A 15346-nucleotide genomic window follows, 5' to 3' on the forward strand; every position below is an offset into this window, starting at 1 on the left:
CAATGCAAAGAATATCCAATGCCCGACATGCCGTGCTTGCCATTTTTTTCATCAACGGATTCATCCTGGCAAGCTGGGTCCCCCATATTCCCCTGGTAAAGGAACGGCTGGGCCTTGGCGAAGCCGCACTGGGACTGGCGCTGTTGGCCATGGCTGCGGGCGCGGTGGCAACCATGCCTCTTTCCGGACTTTGGAGCAACCGGCAGGGGAGCGGCAGAGTCACTGCCTGGGCGGCTTTCTGTTTCAGCTTGGCCCTGCCCCTGCCCACGCTGGCTCCGGGATTGGCCTCCCTTATGGCTGCTCTGGCTGTTTTCGGTGCCTGCAACGGCGCCATGGACGTGGCCATGAACGCGCAGGCCGTGGCCGTGGAAAAGCACCACGGCTCGCCGCTCATGTCGTCGTTTCATGGATTTTTCAGCCTGGGTGGATTGGCAGGATCGGGCACGGGTGCTCTGGCTTTGGGGCTGGGCATGCCCCCTGCGGTGCATGTGGGTGCGGTCTGCGCAATCGCCCTGCCCGTTTGTCTCATAGCCTGCAAACATCTTCTGCCCAGCCAGGCGGACATCCGCAGCACTGGCCCCAAATTCGTCCTGCCCAAAGGCTCTCTTTTGGGATTGGGTGCACTCGCCTTTTTGGTGTTGGCCGCCGAGGGAGCCATGATGGACTGGAGCGCAGTCTACATGCGCTCGGTTCTTTTCAGTGAACAAGGTGTGGCAGCTACCGGCTATGCCGCTTTTTCCCTGGCCATGGCCGCAGGACGGCTTTTCGGCGACCGTTTTGTGGCCCAGGCAGGTCCGGTCCGGCTGACCAGAATCACCGCCCTTCTCGCTGCCTGCGGCCTGTGGCTGGCCCTTGCCGTTACCCACTCCGCAATAGCCCTGGTCGGGTTCGCCTGCGTCGGGCTGGGCATGTCCAACCTCATTCCCGTGCTGTTCAGCGCAGCCGGGTCGCATTCCGAATCCGGGGCAGGGCCGGGCATTGCCGCTGTGGCAACTGCCGGATATTTCGGACTGCTCGCCGGGCCGCCCACCATCGGTTTCCTGGCCGAATATCTGGGACTGCCCGTGGCCCTCGGCTGCATTGGAGGGGGAATTGCCGTGGTGGCGTTGCTTGCCGGGCTGACGAAATCCCCCGATATGGCTTCCAACGGGGGAGAGCAAGCCACTCCCGAAGTTGTTGCCGAAGACTGAATCGTCGCCACTTGCCGCGGTGGTCTTCCTTGTGTTGTGGCCCGCCGTAAAATTCTGCCAGCCTGCCTTGTTTCCGCCACCAAGGCAGCGCGTCTTGAGCGTCTTCCCTGTCTGGCCACATATCTGGGGACAGAATCGACAAATTCCCGGCTCCTTCCCCATGTCTTTCACGGCCAGAATATCTCGTTTTTTCCCGCATATCCCCGAACCGCAAGGGAAACGTAATCACAATGTCACAGTCCGCTGCAATACCGATCTGGATATCCCTTTATGTATTATGGATAGCAGAAAAATTTTGTAGCCAGTTTCGTTTACAACATCCTTCAAAGGCACCCCTACCCCCTCCGTGCCCGATGGAATGGCAGACAGCTGAAAAAACCGGATGCAGATCGTGAACAAAATACTCCAGAACCTTCATTACACGGCACGAGCCGCAGCGACGATCCTTTCGCTGATCGCCATGTTATGCATTTGTCCACAGACATCCTGTGGCAAGGATGACACCCCCCGTCCCCTTACCGTAGTGGGCTGTGCGCATGCGGGCCATTTTTGCAAGCTGAACGAAAACGGCACGCCCGAAGGCCTGCTGGTGGATTTCTGGAAGTTGTGGAGCCAGAAGACCGGCATCCCGGTGCATGTGCAACTGACCGATTGGGAACAGGCCCGCCGCATGGTCTACTCCGGAGAGGCCGATGTGCTCTTTCCCGCCTTTAAAAATCCCCGGCTTCTGGACAGTTTCGACTTTTCCTCCCCACTCTACTCGTTTCCCGCATATATTTTCGCAGCCAAAGACCTCTCCGGCGTTCACGACATGGGAGACCTGAAAGGACTGCGCGTGGGTGTGGTCAAAGATTCCATTTTCGGCCCCCTGGTAACGCGCGAAGCCCCGTTTGGCACAACCGTCATCAATTACCCGGATAGCGAAGCCCTGATCAAGGCCGCAATACTGGGAGAAATACACGCCTTTATCGACCTCATGCCCATAGCCAAACGCTATCTTGTCACGCTGGGGGCGCAGGACGACTTCGTCTATTCCCCGTCGCCCGTGGGCAGCTTTACGGTGCATGCGGCAGTAAAAAAAGGAAACCGGGAAATTTTGCAGCAAATCAATTCCGGTCTGTCCCAAATCGGTTCCCGGGAACGGGAAGAGCTGCTCTCCCAATGGGAAGGCAGCCGCATTTTAGGAATTCCGGTTAGCTGGAAGACCCTGGCCCTGGGGCTGGGTGCCCTGGGCATTCTCCTTGCCGCCGCCTTTGTCTGCTCGTGGCACATGCGCCGCAAGGTTGGCAAGGCCACCCAACGGCTGATTGCTGCCAACGAAATATTGCACAAGGAAATTCTGGAACGGGAAAAGGCCGAGGAAGAACTGCTGAAACGCGAAAAGCATCAGGAGCAATTTTTCATGAGTTCCCCCATGGGCATTGCCATGCAAAATGCCAAGGGCGAACTGATCGCGGTCAACCCGGCATTCGAACGCATCTTCGGCTTCAGCACGGAAGACATCCGCACGGGCAATGCCCTGAAAGTCATCATCCCGGAAATTTCCTCAGACGAATCCGAACGGCAGCAGGCAGACTTGCTGCAAGGGAAACGTATCGACCAAGAAGGTCTGCGCCGCCGCAGTGACGGCTTTCTCATCAATGTGCATATCTGCGGTTTTCCCATCGTCATCAACAACGAAGTCCAGGGCTATTACCGCATCTACCAGGACATAACCAGCCGCAAGAATGCGGAAAGACAACTCATGCACCAGGCCTTTCACGACAGTCTCACAGGCCTGCCCAACCGCACGTTGTTCATGGACCGGCTGGAACACGCCATGACCCGGCATCAACGCAACTGCCAAAAGCCGTTTGCCGTACTCTTTCTGGACCTGGACCGCTTCAAGGTCATCAACGACAGTCTGGGCCATGAAGCAGGAGACAAACTCATTCTGCAAATTTCCGAGCGGCTGGCAATATGCACAAGAAAATCCGACACCTTGGCCCGCATAGGAGGCGACGAGTTCGCCGTTCTTCTGGAAGACCTGCAGGATATTTCCATGGCAGAGCAGGTGGCGCAGCGCATACTGGCCCAGGTCTCGGCGCCCATGGTCATTGACGAACACGAACTGCATACCTCGGCCAGCATCGGCATCGTGGTCGGCACCGACGACAGGCTCCAGCCGGAAAACGTCCTGCGCGACGCCGACATAGCCATGTACAATGCCAAGGATGCCGGACGCGGGGTCTATCGCTTTTTCGACAAATCCATGCGCCTGCAGGCCACGGAGACAATGCAGCTGGAAAACGACCTGCGGCGGGCCATCGAACGCAATGAATTCGAGCTGCACTATCAGCCCATCATAAATATAAATACCGGCCAGGTTTCTTCGCTGGAGGCTCTCATCCGCTGGAACCACCCGGAACGGGGCATGGTCTACCCGGACGGTTTTCTCCAGCTGGCCGAGGAAACCGGGCTCATCATTCCCATGTCCATGATCACGGTACGGACAGCCATGCGCCAGCTCAGCCAATGGCAGAGCAAGGGCCTCACTCCTGCGGACATGTCGGTCAGCATCAATCTCTCGGCCTCCCAGTTCCTGCAGCCGCAACTCCCCGACGCCATAGAACACGCGGCCAGGGAGTTCAACATCCAGCCCTCCAGCATCCATGTGGAGATTACCGAAAGCGCCATGCTGCAATGCACGGAAATGGCCAAACGCATCATCAACGATCTCCGCCGCATGGGTACTTCCATCGTCATGGACGACTTTGGAACAGGCTACTCCTCCCTGAGCTACCTGCACCAGTTTCCCGTGGACAAACTGAAAATAGACCGCTCCTTCATCATGGGCATGGAAGACGACGACCCGGAATCCTGTGAAATAGCCAAAACCATTGTCCTGCTTGGCCACAACCTGGGCATGGAAGTGGTGGCCGAAGGCGTGGAAATGGAACACCACATGAACACCCTGCGGCAGATGAACTGCGACTACGCCCAAGGCTACCTTATTGCCAAGCCCTTGCCCGCTTCCAAGGTGGATAGCTTTCTGGCCTCCTGCCCAGTGCAACAACCTGCCACACAGACCACTGCCTGGGCCTCCTGATTCGGTCGATCCCCATGCTCTCCATACCCCGCATGTCCCCAATGACCCAACTGTTCAACCGTTTTCCCGGAATATTGTTCTTCTGCCTGTCCTTTCTGCTGGCAGCAGCAACATCGGCGTCTGCGGCGTCTTTGGCATCTGGCACTCAACCGCTCCGTTTTGCCGTAAGCGACATCCTGGGGCTGGAGCAGGTCCGAAACGAATGGGGGGCTTTTGCCGACAAACTGACCGTAATATCGGGAATAGAGATGCAATTCGTCCCCATGCGCGGACGCGATGACGCCTTTCTCGCCCTATCGCAAAAACGGGTGGATCTGGTTCTGGCCGGTCCCGCAGAATACGTGGCCATCCGCAACAAGACCCAGGCCATTCCCGTGGCCGGTTTTTCGCGCCCGGACTATTATTCGATCATCGTAGGGCTGAAAAAAGGCCCGGCGCAAACCCTGGCCGATCTGGCGGGGAAAACCGTTGCCCTGGGATCGGTCGGTTCCACCTCGGCTCATCTCGCCCCCATGCAGGTGCTGGCCGATAACGGGCTGGACCCGTTGCGCGATGTGCGCATCATCCATGTGGACAAACTGGAAGCCTCGCTCGCTTCATTGTCCCTCGGCAAAATCACCGCCACAGCCATGAGCTGGAAGGATTTTCAACGCCTGAGCAAAACATTGCCCTCTCCGGACCAGTACCGAATTCTGGGGAAAAGCCCCATTCTGCCGGGGGATGTCCTCATGGCCGGTCCCCATGTGTCCGGGCAAAACCTGCTGCAACTGCACAAGGCCTTTCGCGACCACGAAGCAGAGCTTGTACAGGCCATCATTTCCGTCGAGGCCAACGCAAAGTACAAGGGAATGCACTTCCTCGTTGCCCCGGACGACACGCAATACGACTCTATCCGCCGCATGTATTCCACGGCGGGATTTCCAGGATTCGACTCTCGCCCCAAGCCGGCCAAATAAAAATGGGCGGTCCCCAAACGTTCTGAAGAAAGCAAGACCTACGGCTACCAGTTCTCCACGACATGCAACGCCCCGGTTGCGGAGCTCAGTATGAACAGCCTGACCTTGCCGTCTGCCCGAACCGCCACGGGATGGGTACTGGAACCGGTCACGCGGCGCACTCACCATTGTCGGAAATGGCCGTTAGCCCGCCATTCCATAGGCCGGAACAAGCAGCTTGCGTCCATACACCCCAAGGCCGGATCGTTCCGCCATTCCGCTGAGTATGGCAACCGCCTTTCGCCTTTTTCAAAAAAACATCAGGTCATGTCCCCAAGAACTTTTGCGGCACAGCACGGCCAGACCGCACTTCATGCGTTTCTCCAGGGGGGACAGAATCTGGTCGTGGGCGGAGCCAAGCATGTCCAGCATGAGGTGCATCTCCTTCCACCCTGCCTGCAACCCCACATGATCCGGCCGACCGAAATGTCATAAAACTCCGTATAAGGACGGCCCACCGTGAGTTCCCGCACTGGGAGCACAGGCTGACGTCCTGCCCGCTCTCCCGCCCCACACCGCGCGGACGCACTCCGCGTCATAAGATTCTTCCCTATTGATGACGTTCTTTGCTTTATCCAAACTTGCCTTGTGTTTTCCAGTTAAACCGGCTGCTGACATGCCTCCTTTATGTTCTGCTCCTGTGTGGGCCTTCGCTTTCGGCTCGATGGCGGATAAGCCGCCCCCCACTCTCGCCCTTGTCCCGGGTTTTGAAAAGAAAGCCCTGACAAAATTCGTCTTCCCCCCTTGACACCAAAAATCGTTCAGTTTAGAACTAAATCCAAACTGGGGTACAGTATACTGTGCTTCAAAAACAAACGGCATAAGGTCCTGATTTAGCAATGTCTAAAGCCAGATGTGGCGAAGCGCATCAGGAAGGGGCGATCTCGGCGGATTTATAAGCAATTCTCTGGGGTACAGTATCCCATAAATGATACCACCCGGAGAATACCTTAAAAATCCCAGGATGATCGGCGTTTTCCAGAGGATATGTGCAAACCCCAATTATGGAGGCAGCTCTTGAAACAGATAAAGCTCTACGGAATAGGTGGCCAAGGTGTGGTCACGGCCGCAAAGATCATTGCGGAAGCCGTGGCGATCGAGGAGGGGCAGTATGCTCAGGCTGTTCCCGCCTACGGACATGAACGCCGCGGCGCCCCCGTTTATTCGGACGTGATGCTCAGCGACAAGCCCATCAAGCTCAAATCTTTTGTCTATACCCCGGACTATGTTGTCATCTTCGACATGTCTGTTCTGGAAAAGGGCGTCGACGTAATGAAGGGAGTCACTCCCGAAACCATCTTCATCATCAATGAAGAGTGTGTCGATCCCTCCCATCCCTTCCACGATCACAAGACCTATTACGTCGGTGCCCGCCGCATCGCAGTAGACGTCATCAAGCGGGACATTCCCAACTCCTCCATGTGCGGAGCAATGGCTGGTGCAGGACTGGTCGGCATCGAAGCGACAAAGACCGTCATTAAGAGAAAATTCAAAAAAGCAGGTGAAATCAATGCCGCAGCAGCTCAGCAAGCGTGCGATGAACTTCGCAGCAACTAGCGGGAAAAGGGCCCTGAAGGGGCCGGTCGCAACGGTGTTCATGGCAGCGAATACGGGCAGTTGGAGGCTGGAACGTCCGGTCATCAACAGCGAGGAATGCATCTATTGCGGAACATGCCAGAAGTTCTGCCCGACAGACGTCATCACGGTGACCAAGGCGGAAGACGATTCCAGCGTCGTTATTGATTTCGATTACTGCAAGGGTTGCGGAATCTGCGCGAATCGGTGTCCCAAAAAGTGCATCACCATGGTGCCGGAAGAAGGAGTCTGCAAATCATGAAAAGAGTGATGCTCGACGGCAACGGGGCTGCCACCGAGGGAATGCGCCTGGCACGGATTCGAGTGGTCTCGGCCTATCCGATCACCCCTCAAAGCCCGATTTCCGAAAAATTGGCTGATTATGTCACCGACGGCACCTTGGACGCAAAGTACATCCGCGTGGAATCCGAACACTCGGCCATGTCCTGCGCCATTGGTGCGCAACTTACCGGCGTCCGCGCCGGGACAGCCACGGCCTCTGTCGGCCTTGCCCTGATGCACGAAGTGCTGGGCGTTGCCGCCGGCTGCCGCGTGCCCATCGTCATGCCCGTGGTCAACCGCTCTCTGGTCAGTCCCTGGAGCCTGTGGTGCGACCATCAGGACGCCATGGCCGAACGCGACGGCGGCTGGATGCAGTTCTATGCCGAGTCCGCCCAGGAAGTTCTCGACCTCATTCTGATCTCCTACAAGCTGGCGGAAAAGAGCGACGTTCTTCTGCCCGCAATGGTTTGTCTGGACGGGTTCTTCCTCTCCCATATGCCGGACGCCGTTCACGTCCCCGCCCAGGAAGACGTGGACAAATTTCTGCCTGCCTACAAGAACACCAACCTGAAGCTGGATCCCGACGACCCCATGTTCATCAATGATCTGACCGGGTCCAACGAGTTCATGGAAATGCGTTTCCAACAGGCGGTGGCCTTTGATTACGCCCAGGAACTCATGCCTGGCGTCATGGCCGAGTTCGAAGAGGCCTTCGGCCGCAAGTACAGCATGGTCGAGGCGTATGAATGCGAAGACGCCGAGGCGATTCTGATCTCTCTCGGCTCCATGTCCGGCACAATCAAGCACACCGTGGACATGATGCGCGAGCAGGGCCGCAAGGTCGGCATGCTCAAAATAACTTCGTTCCGTCCCTTCCCGGCTGATGCCATCCGCAAACTTGTCGGCCACGTACCGCACATCGGCGTCATCGACAGAAGCGCCAGCCTTGGCTCCGAAAACGGGCCGGTATGCAACGAAGTCCGCAGTGCATTGCAGACCTTGGACAACGGCCCTGAAATCCAGGGATTTGTCGCAGGCCTGGGTGGACGCGACGTGCCGCCCACAACCATCGTGGAAGCTTTCGACACGTTGCTCAACGACAAGACCGTCACAGCCGCCAAGTGGCTGGATGTTCAGGATAATGCCTTAGGGTTAAGGGAGGTCGACGCGTAATGCTTGAGATGAAATCAACAAGCCGTGGTTTGATCGCGCATGGCGTGAGCGCCTGTGCCGGCTGTGGCCTTGAGCTCGGGGCCCGCTATATTTTGGAGGCTCTCGGAGAAAATTCCACGCTGGTCATCCCCCCCGGATGCGCCGCACTGTTCTCCGGCTACGGCAAGGAAACCGTGACCAAGATTCCGGGGTTCCAGGGCAACCTGGAAAACACCGCGGCCTATGCCGCGGGGATCAAGGCCGGTTACGAGATGCAGGGCCGCCATGACATCACCGTCATGGGCATGGCTGGAGACGGCGCCACCGTCGATATCGGCCTCCAGTCCCTGTCCGGCGCTCTGGAACGCGGAGATAAGATCCTGTATGTCTGTTACGACAACGAGGCGTACATGAACACCGGCGTCCAGGGAAGCGCTTCCACGCCCTCCTACGCCTGGACCACGACGACCCCGGGCGGCAAACAGGGTTACCGGAAAAACCTCGCCAAGATCGTTGACGCCCACCGTATCCCCTATCTGGCCACCGCTTCCATCGGCTTCATCGAAGACTTCCGCAAGAAGCTCGCCAAAGCCAAAGAGGCCACCAAGACCGGACCGGCCTTCATTCATCTGTTCGCTCCCTGTCCCACCGGCTGGAGAAGCCGTCCCGACACTTCGGTGGAAATAGCCCAACTGGCCGTGAGCACCCGCTGTTGGCCTTTGTTTGAAATCGTCGATGGCGTGCTCACGGTCACCAAGGAAGTGAAAAAGCCCAAACCGCTCCGTGACTACTTCAAGCTGCAAGGCCGGTTCAAGGATATCACCGACGAACAGGTGGAAGCCGTGCGCCAGGAAGTCGACGCCGCCTACGACCGGCTGATGGAAGGAAGAGTCTAGCATGACCGCAACGTTGAACGAAATATACAACGCACGGTCGATCGCCCTCATCGGAGCATCCCAGGATCCCAACAAGGCGGGATACCAGGTTCTCAAGCTCCTGATCGACGAAGGCTACGAGGGGAAGGTCTTCCCCGTGCACCCCAAGGAGTCTGAGATTCTTGGGCTCAAGTGCTACCCCTCGATCCTCGACATTCCCGATGCCGTGGACATCATGGTTGTCGCGGTCTCCGCCAAGGTGGTCCTTAATGTCATGAAACAGGCCGAACAACGCGGCGACGTCAAGGGCGCGGTCGTCCTGTCCGCCGGTTTCGCCGAAACCGCCGTTCCCGAGCTGGTCGAGGCCGAGGCCGAGCTGGTCAAGATCGCCAAGCGTGCGGGCATCCGCGTGTTCGGGCCCAACTGCATCGGCATGGCCTACCCGGCCATGAAGCTGAACACCGGGTTCGCTCCGGGCATCAAGCTCGTCGAAGGCCCCGCCGCCTACGTGAGCCAGAGCGGAGCATTCGGCGGTGCACTGCTTATGTTCGCCGGAGATCAGCCTTGTCCTCAGGGGTTCGCCAAGTTCGGCCATATCGGCAACATGTGCGACGTATCCAACCTGGAACTCATCGAGGCCTTCAACAACGACCCCTCCGTAAACGTCACAGGCGTGTACATGGAAGCGGTCAAGGACGGCCGGGAGCTCATGAACATTGCCGCTGCTTCGGAGAAGCCGAACCTGATTCTGAAGGTTGGGCGTTCCTCTCTCGGTGCCGCCGCAGCCATGTCGCATACCGGCTCGCTGGCCGGTTCGGACAAGGTCTACGATGGTGCTTTCAAGCAGTGCGGCATCGTACGCATGGAAACTGTCGAGGACATGACCGACGGCATGAAGGCCGTGTCCAGCCTCCCCAAACCAAAGGGCAACCGGGTCTGTGTACTGACCGAGGCCGGAGGCATGGGCATCGTCAGCATGGACGCCATCGACAAGACGGAACTGGTGCTGGCGTCGATCGGCGGAGACACTCTGGCCAAACTGGAAGAAACGCTGCCGTCCATGGCCATGATCTGCAAGCCCGACGGCTACATCGACATGACCGCCGCGGTCAGCCCCGAGCAGCAGGCCGCCTCTCTTCACCTGGTGCTGGCCGATTCCGGCGTGGACGCCGTCCTGCTCCTGGGACTGCCGCCCATTTTCCGGGATCCCAAGGATGCCGCAAAACAGATATCACCGGTTGCCAAGGAATTCGACAAGCCGGTGGCCGTATGCTTCATGCGCGGCGAAAGCATGGCCGAAGGCCGCCGTCATTTCGAAGAAAATGGCATAATGACCTTCGACACGCCCGAAAGAGCGGTCAAGGCCCTGGAAACTCTGTATCGGGCGGCGTTCCGGAACGGCCACGCCCTGGAAGACCTGCCCGCAGCGCCGAGGCACCCCCTGGTGGAAAAAGCCGTGGCCGAAGGGCGCAATCTGCTCGAACCCGAGGCGGTGGCGCTCCTTGCCGACAACGGCATCCCCACCGTAGACCATGCCTTTGCCACTTCCCGCGAAGAGGCCCAGGACGCCGTCGAGAAATTCGGGAAGCCCGTGGTTCTGAAAGTGGTGTCCCCCGATGTCATCCACAAGAGCGATGCGGGCGGCGTCAAGGTAAACATCCGTGGCCGGTCCGAAATGGCCGACGCATACGACGACATGATGTCCAAGGTCGTCTCCCACGTACCCGGCGCAGATATTCGCGGGGCCATGGTTGTCCCCCTGGCCGAGCCCGGAACCGAAATCATCATCGGCATGGTGCGCGACCCGCAGTTTGGGCCGACAATCATGTTCGGCCTGGGCGGCATCTTCGTTGAGGTGTTCAAGGATGTCAGTTTCCGCGTGGCCCCGTTCAACAAGGAAGTGGCTCTTGATATGATCAAGGAAACCAAGGCCTTCGAGCTGTTGAGCGGCGTTCGCGGGGAAGCAGCCAAAGACATCGACTCGCTGGTCGACCTTTTGGTCAAGGTTTCCAGAATGGCGGCAACGCACCCGGAGATCAACGAAATCGACCTCAACCCCGTGCGTATCTACGAGCAGGGTTTGGCCGTGCTCGACGCAAGGGTCATTCTTTCCAGCGGAAATTAGGCAAGATGCAACTTGAGTGACTGCAAGGAAAACATTTAGCCTCACTTCTGAAGTGGTCGGGTCCCGGCACCGGGACCCGACCAGGAAATGAAACAGGAAGTGAACCGTCTAACGGATAGCCGAGGAAAAAGCATGAAAATAGCGGTAATAGGTTCCGGAGCCATGGGTTGCCTCTTTGGCGGCAAGCTCCAGTTGCAACCGGAAAATGATGTCACGCTGTTGGACGCATGGCCTGCGCATGTGGAGCAGCTGAGCCAGCACGGCCTGACCATGGGAACGGATGAAGGAGAAGTCGTCATCCCGATCAAGGCGATCTTTCCCGCCGACGTCCAAGAAGCCGCCGACCTGGTCATCGTCTTCACCAAGTCCATGCACACGGCGAGCGCCCTGGAAGCCGCCAAGGCAGCCATCGGACCCGACTCCATTGTGCTGACATTGCAAAACGGACTGGGCAACATCGAGAAAATCGCACAGCACGTGCCCATGGCAAACATCGTGGCCGGTGTGACGACCATGCCGAGCGACCTGGTCGGCCCGGGCAGGATCAATTCGCACGGAGTCGGCAAGACCACCATCGGTTCGCCCTTGTCTGAAGGAGCCGAGCGGGCGAAAAAAGTCGCCGATCTGCTCAATAAGGCGGGACTGAATACGGTCCTGTGCGAAGACATCATGGGCCGGATATGGGGGAAGGTCGCCTTCAACTCGGCCCTGAACACCCTGTGCGCCGTTACGAATCTTCCGGTGGGGGGAATCGGCCAATGTGAAACCGGGCGCAAGCTTGCCCGCAAGGTCGTGGAGGAAGTGGTCGCGGTCGCACAAAAAAAAGGCCTGTCCGTCGATTTGGAGGAAAACTGGGCCATGGTCGCCAAGGCCCTGGATGAGCATGGAAGCCACAAGCCGTCCATGCTTCAGGACATCCTGTCCAAACGTGAAACTGAAATTGATACCATTGCGGGGGGAGTTGTCGCCGAGGCCGAAGCGATTGGGATGGCCGTGCCCACCACGGCGGTGCTCGTGGATCTGGTGCGCACCATTCAATACGATTTTTTGAAGTAGTGGGGTAGTTTAGTTCGATGTGATCTCTTGCGAGCGGTCACCAATCTCCCGGGTAACTCAAAAAGTAAAAGGGGAAAGCGAATGAGACGGTTAATGATTATTGCGTTGGCTCTGAGTTTTTTTTCCGCTACCATTCAGCCCGCGGCAGCAGCAAAGGTGCTCAAGCTTGGGCATATGATGCCGTTGGTTTCCATAGAACAGACGAGCGCCCTGAAGTTCAAGGAGTTGGTGGAAACCCGCTCCAACGGAAGACTGAAAATCGAGATCTACCCCGCCGGACAGCTGGGCCGCGACAAGGACATCTTGGAGGCTCTCCAGTTCGGCACCCTTGATCTGGGTGTGATCACTACCTCCCCCCAGACAAACTTCGCCAAGGAAATCGGCACACTGGACGTTCCTTACCTGTTCAAGGACTGGGACCATGTCGCCAAGATGATGCATGCCGATTTCTACGACAGCCTGTTGCAGTCCACGGAAAAGGCCATGTTCTACAACTTCGGCCTGTTGCCGCGCGGTTTCCGCAACGTCACCAACAACACCCGCCCCATTGTCACGCCTTCAGATTTGAAAGGCCTCAAAATCCGTGTGATTGAAAGCCCGGTCTTCATCGCCACCTTCGACGCCCTTGGCGCGTCCCCGCAGGCCATGTCCTGGGGTGAAGTGTTCACCGCGTTGCAGCAGGGGGCTATCGACGGCCAGGAAAACCCCATGATCACCATCAATGACGAGCACGTGTATGAAGTACAGAAGTACCTTTCCAAGACTCGTCATATCTTTGCATTCGCCTCTCTCTGCGGCTCCAAGATGCTCTTCGACGGCTACTCCAAGGAAGACCAGGACCTGATCCGTCAGGCCGCCCGGGACACCACCGAATACATGCTGGGCCAGGTTCGTGCCGACACAAAAAATATCCAGGACAAGCTTGTCGCCAAGGGCATGAAGGTCAATGAGGTGGACGCCGAGGCCTTCCGCTCGCTGATCAAGCCCGTGCAGGAAAAGATCGCTGCGGAGTATTCCTTTGACTTCTTCAAGAAGATCAAGGCGCTTGCCGAATAACCAATTTGCCTCCACCCCAGACCTTGCACCCCAGAGGGAGGATATCCTCCCCCTGGGTGCTTCAAAGGAGACCCGAGATGGCATTTGTTCAACAGCTAGCTGATTTCGTAGACAAAATATGTCGACATGTCTCAGCTGCGCTTCTCATGTCGATGACCGCCGTGTTTTTTGCACAAATTTGCATGCGCTATATTTTTGGCAACGGATTGTGCTGGGCAGAGGAATTGTCCCGTTACATGATGGTCTGGCTTATATACATCTGCGCCGTTGTCGTCTTCCGCGAGGGAACGCAGATCAGCGTCACCGCAGTGGAGGATTTGCTCCCGAAAGCATGGCGGTCGCTGCTGCACACAATGCAGCAATTGGTTTGCATCGTATTCTTCATCGCAATCGGATATCTTGGTGTCAAAATCATGCCCTTCGCCAAGGTGCAAAGCTCGCCCAACATGCAAATTCCCATGACCTACATGTACATGCTTTTCCCTATCTCTTCCGGGCTCATTGTTTTGCAGCTGGTTGCCAACCTCATCCGGGACTTTGGACGTAACAATGACTGAAATCCTCCTCCTCACCACACTCGCGATGTTGGTCCTTGGGATGCCCGTGGCAATCTGTCTTGGAGCGTCATCCCTCCTCGTCATCATACTTCAGGGAATGCCCGCCCAGATCGCGGTACAGCGATTCTTTGCCGGTGTTGACGTGCTGCCTCTGATGGCCATCCCGTTCTTCATACTCGCCGGAAACCTCATGGACAGCGGTGGGTTGGCCAAAAGGCTCGTTTCACTGGCCAACGTGTTCGTGGGCCGCGTCTCCGGCGGTCTGGGCATCGTCACCATCATGGGCTGTGTTTTCTTTGCCGCCATCTCCGGCAGCGGCGTGGCAACCGCAGCGGCCATGGGAGCGATCATGATTCCATCCATGGTCAAACGCGGTTACGACCGGGGATTCGCTTCGGCGGTGGTCGCCTCCGCCAGCCCCATCGGAGTCGTCATCCCGCCCAGTATTTCCTTTATCATTTATGCCGTCCTCACAAGCAGCTCCGTCACGGATCTGTACCAGGCTGGCATCCCCGCCGGGCTTATCATGGGCCTGTGCCTTGTTGTCGTGGTGCTGCTCATTTCCAAGAAGCAGGGGTACAAAGGCGACGATCACCCCTTCTCCTGGCAGGAGGCCCTCAGTGCCTTCAAGGATGCGAGCTGGGCGTTGGGAACTCCGGTGATTCTCATCGGCGGCGTGTTCGGTGGCATCTTCACCCCCACGGAGTCGGCGGTCGTGGCCGTGGTCTATGCCCTGGTCATCGGGCTGTTCGCCTACCGGGAACTGAAATGGTCCGACTTGCACAGGGTGTTCCTGGATTCCGCCAAGATGACATCCAAGATCATGCTGATCATCTCCATGGCCTTGTGCTTCGCCTATCTGCTTACCTACAATCAGGTTCCGCAGACCGTGATGGAGATGTTCCTGAGCTTCTCCGATAACAAGTACGTCGTCCTGCTGATCATCAACTTGTTGCTCCTGGTGGCCGGAACGTTCATGGAAACCAGCGCCATCCTGCTGATAACGGTGCCGATCCTGTTGCCTGTTCTGCACAAGTTCAACATCGACCTGGTGCACTTCGGCATCATCATCAGCGCCAACACGGCCATCGGTCTGATGACGCCCCCCTTCGGAGTGTGTCTGTTCACGACGTCGAGTATCGGCAAAACAAGTGTCCAGGAACTCTCAAGGCGGATTGTTCCCTTTATCGCGGCCCTGATCCTGGCCATTGGGATTATCACCTATATCCCGCAGAGCGTCATGTTCATGGTTGACTTGTGGTAACAAGGGCGGATATCCTTTATCCGTTGGAAATTTCCCCTATTGGCAATTCCAAAGGGGGTTGCCTGTCGGAAACTCCATGATCCCAAACAAAACGGAAGATGTTGTATATTAATTATTGACTAGCAAAGATG

Annotated in this window: 13 protein-coding genes; 12 read left to right on the plus strand and 1 reads right to left on the minus strand. The window is 57.4% G+C overall.

Annotated features, from left to right (window positions below):
* Window positions 1–2: 2 nt before the first annotated feature.
* The 3 genes from ACI0FJ_RS07415 (at window position 3) to ACI0FJ_RS07425 (ending at window position 5234) form a co-directional block, all read left to right on the plus strand.
* Complete coding sequence (locus tag ACI0FJ_RS07415; RefSeq protein ID WP_424301176.1) at window positions 3–1190, plus strand: MFS transporter; 1188 nt, start codon at window positions 3–5, stop codon at window positions 1188–1190.
* Window positions 1191–1581: 391 nt separating this feature from the next.
* A complete protein-coding gene (locus ACI0FJ_RS07420; RefSeq protein ID WP_424301179.1) occupies window positions 1582–4278 on the plus strand; it encodes an EAL domain-containing protein in 2697 nt (898 codons plus the stop codon).
* Between the two features lie 41 nt (window positions 4279–4319).
* The gene (locus ACI0FJ_RS07425; protein ID WP_424301182.1) at window positions 4320–5234 is read left to right on the plus strand and encodes a phosphate/phosphite/phosphonate ABC transporter substrate-binding protein; all 915 of its coding nucleotides are present in this window, start codon (window positions 4320–4322) and stop codon (window positions 5232–5234) included.
* Between the two features lie 288 nt (window positions 5235–5522).
* Here ACI0FJ_RS07425 and ACI0FJ_RS07430 read toward each other — a convergent pair whose 3' ends face one another.
* The gene (locus tag ACI0FJ_RS07430; protein WP_424301185.1) at window positions 5523–5645 is read right to left on the minus strand and encodes a hypothetical protein; all 123 of its coding nucleotides are present in this window, start codon (window positions 5643–5645) and stop codon (window positions 5523–5525) included.
* 645 nt (window positions 5646–6290) lie between these two features.
* On the opposite strand from ACI0FJ_RS07430, the gene ACI0FJ_RS07435 reads away from it, so the two are divergent.
* From ACI0FJ_RS07435 to ACI0FJ_RS07475, 9 genes are all read left to right on the plus strand, one after another.
* Window positions 6291–6830, plus strand: coding sequence for a 2-oxoacid:acceptor oxidoreductase family protein (locus ACI0FJ_RS07435; RefSeq protein ID WP_424301188.1), 540 nt, complete (start codon window positions 6291–6293; stop codon window positions 6828–6830).
* Window positions 6831–6870: 40 nt separating this feature from the next.
* Complete coding sequence (locus ACI0FJ_RS07440) at window positions 6871–7110, plus strand: 4Fe-4S binding protein (protein WP_424301191.1); 240 nt, start codon at window positions 6871–6873, stop codon at window positions 7108–7110.
* On the plus strand, window positions 7107–8303 hold the full coding sequence (gene porA / locus ACI0FJ_RS07445) for a pyruvate ferredoxin oxidoreductase (protein ID WP_424301193.1): 1197 nt from the start codon (window positions 7107–7109) through the stop codon (window positions 8301–8303). Before ACI0FJ_RS07440 ends, porA begins: the two co-directional genes overlap by 4 nt.
* Window positions 8303–9178: a thiamine pyrophosphate-dependent enzyme gene (locus tag ACI0FJ_RS07450; protein ID WP_424301196.1), complete on the plus strand. Its 876-nt coding sequence runs from the start codon at window positions 8303–8305 to the stop codon at window positions 9176–9178. The genes porA and ACI0FJ_RS07450 overlap by 1 nt, the downstream gene beginning before the upstream one ends.
* 1 nt (window position 9179) lies before the next feature.
* The gene (locus tag ACI0FJ_RS07455) at window positions 9180–11282 is read left to right on the plus strand and encodes an acetate--CoA ligase family protein (protein ID WP_424301199.1); all 2103 of its coding nucleotides are present in this window, start codon (window positions 9180–9182) and stop codon (window positions 11280–11282) included.
* Window positions 11283–11414: 132 nt separating this feature from the next.
* On the plus strand, window positions 11415–12338 hold the full coding sequence (locus tag ACI0FJ_RS07460) for a ketopantoate reductase family protein (RefSeq protein WP_424301202.1): 924 nt from the start codon (window positions 11415–11417) through the stop codon (window positions 12336–12338).
* 93 nt (window positions 12339–12431) lie between these two features.
* Window positions 12432–13394, plus strand: a complete 963-nt coding sequence (locus ACI0FJ_RS07465) for a TRAP transporter substrate-binding protein (RefSeq protein WP_424301205.1) — start codon at window positions 12432–12434, stop codon at window positions 13392–13394.
* Window positions 13395–13546: 152 nt separating this feature from the next.
* Window positions 13547–13951 carry a TRAP transporter small permease gene (locus ACI0FJ_RS07470; RefSeq protein ID WP_424306514.1) on the plus strand — a complete coding sequence of 135 codons (405 nt, stop codon included), beginning with the start codon at window positions 13547–13549 and terminating at the stop codon, window positions 13949–13951.
* Window positions 13944–15215: a TRAP transporter large permease gene (locus tag ACI0FJ_RS07475; protein ID WP_424301208.1), complete on the plus strand. Its 1272-nt coding sequence runs from the start codon at window positions 13944–13946 to the stop codon at window positions 15213–15215. The genes ACI0FJ_RS07470 and ACI0FJ_RS07475 overlap by 8 nt, the downstream gene beginning before the upstream one ends.
* The last annotated feature ends 131 nt before the right edge of the window (window positions 15216–15346 follow it).

It is taken from the genome of Desulfovibrio sp. 7SRBS1, from assembly GCF_049723905.1.
Taxonomy (GTDB): domain Bacteria; phylum Desulfobacterota; class Desulfovibrionia; order Desulfovibrionales; family Desulfovibrionaceae.

Coding starts and splice junctions, on each gene's coding strand:
- ACI0FJ_RS07425 (WP_424301182.1), top strand. CDS start 4,320: ATGACCCAACTGTTCAACCGTTTTCCCGGAATATTGTTCTTCTGCCTG.
- ACI0FJ_RS07460 (WP_424301202.1), top strand. CDS start 11,415: ATGAAAATAGCGGTAATAGGTTCCGGAGCCATGGGTTGCCTCTTTGGC.
- ACI0FJ_RS07475 (WP_424301208.1), top strand. CDS start 13,944: ATGACTGAAATCCTCCTCCTCACCACACTCGCGATGTTGGTCCTTGGG.
- ACI0FJ_RS07430 (WP_424301185.1), bottom strand. CDS start 5,645: ATGCTGGACATGCTTGGCTCCGCCCACGACCAGATTCTGTCCCCCCTG.
- porA (WP_424301193.1), top strand. CDS start 7,107: ATGAAAAGAGTGATGCTCGACGGCAACGGGGCTGCCACCGAGGGAATG.
- ACI0FJ_RS07440 (WP_424301191.1), top strand. CDS start 6,871: ATGGCAGCGAATACGGGCAGTTGGAGGCTGGAACGTCCGGTCATCAAC.
- ACI0FJ_RS07465 (WP_424301205.1), top strand. CDS start 12,432: ATGATTATTGCGTTGGCTCTGAGTTTTTTTTCCGCTACCATTCAGCCC.
- ACI0FJ_RS07415 (WP_424301176.1), top strand. CDS start 3: ATGCAAAGAATATCCAATGCCCGACATGCCGTGCTTGCCATTTTTTTC.
- ACI0FJ_RS07455 (WP_424301199.1), top strand. CDS start 9,180: ATGACCGCAACGTTGAACGAAATATACAACGCACGGTCGATCGCCCTC.
- ACI0FJ_RS07450 (WP_424301196.1), top strand. CDS start 8,303: ATGCTTGAGATGAAATCAACAAGCCGTGGTTTGATCGCGCATGGCGTG.
- ACI0FJ_RS07470 (WP_424306514.1), top strand. CDS start 13,547: ATGACCGCCGTGTTTTTTGCACAAATTTGCATGCGCTATATTTTTGGC.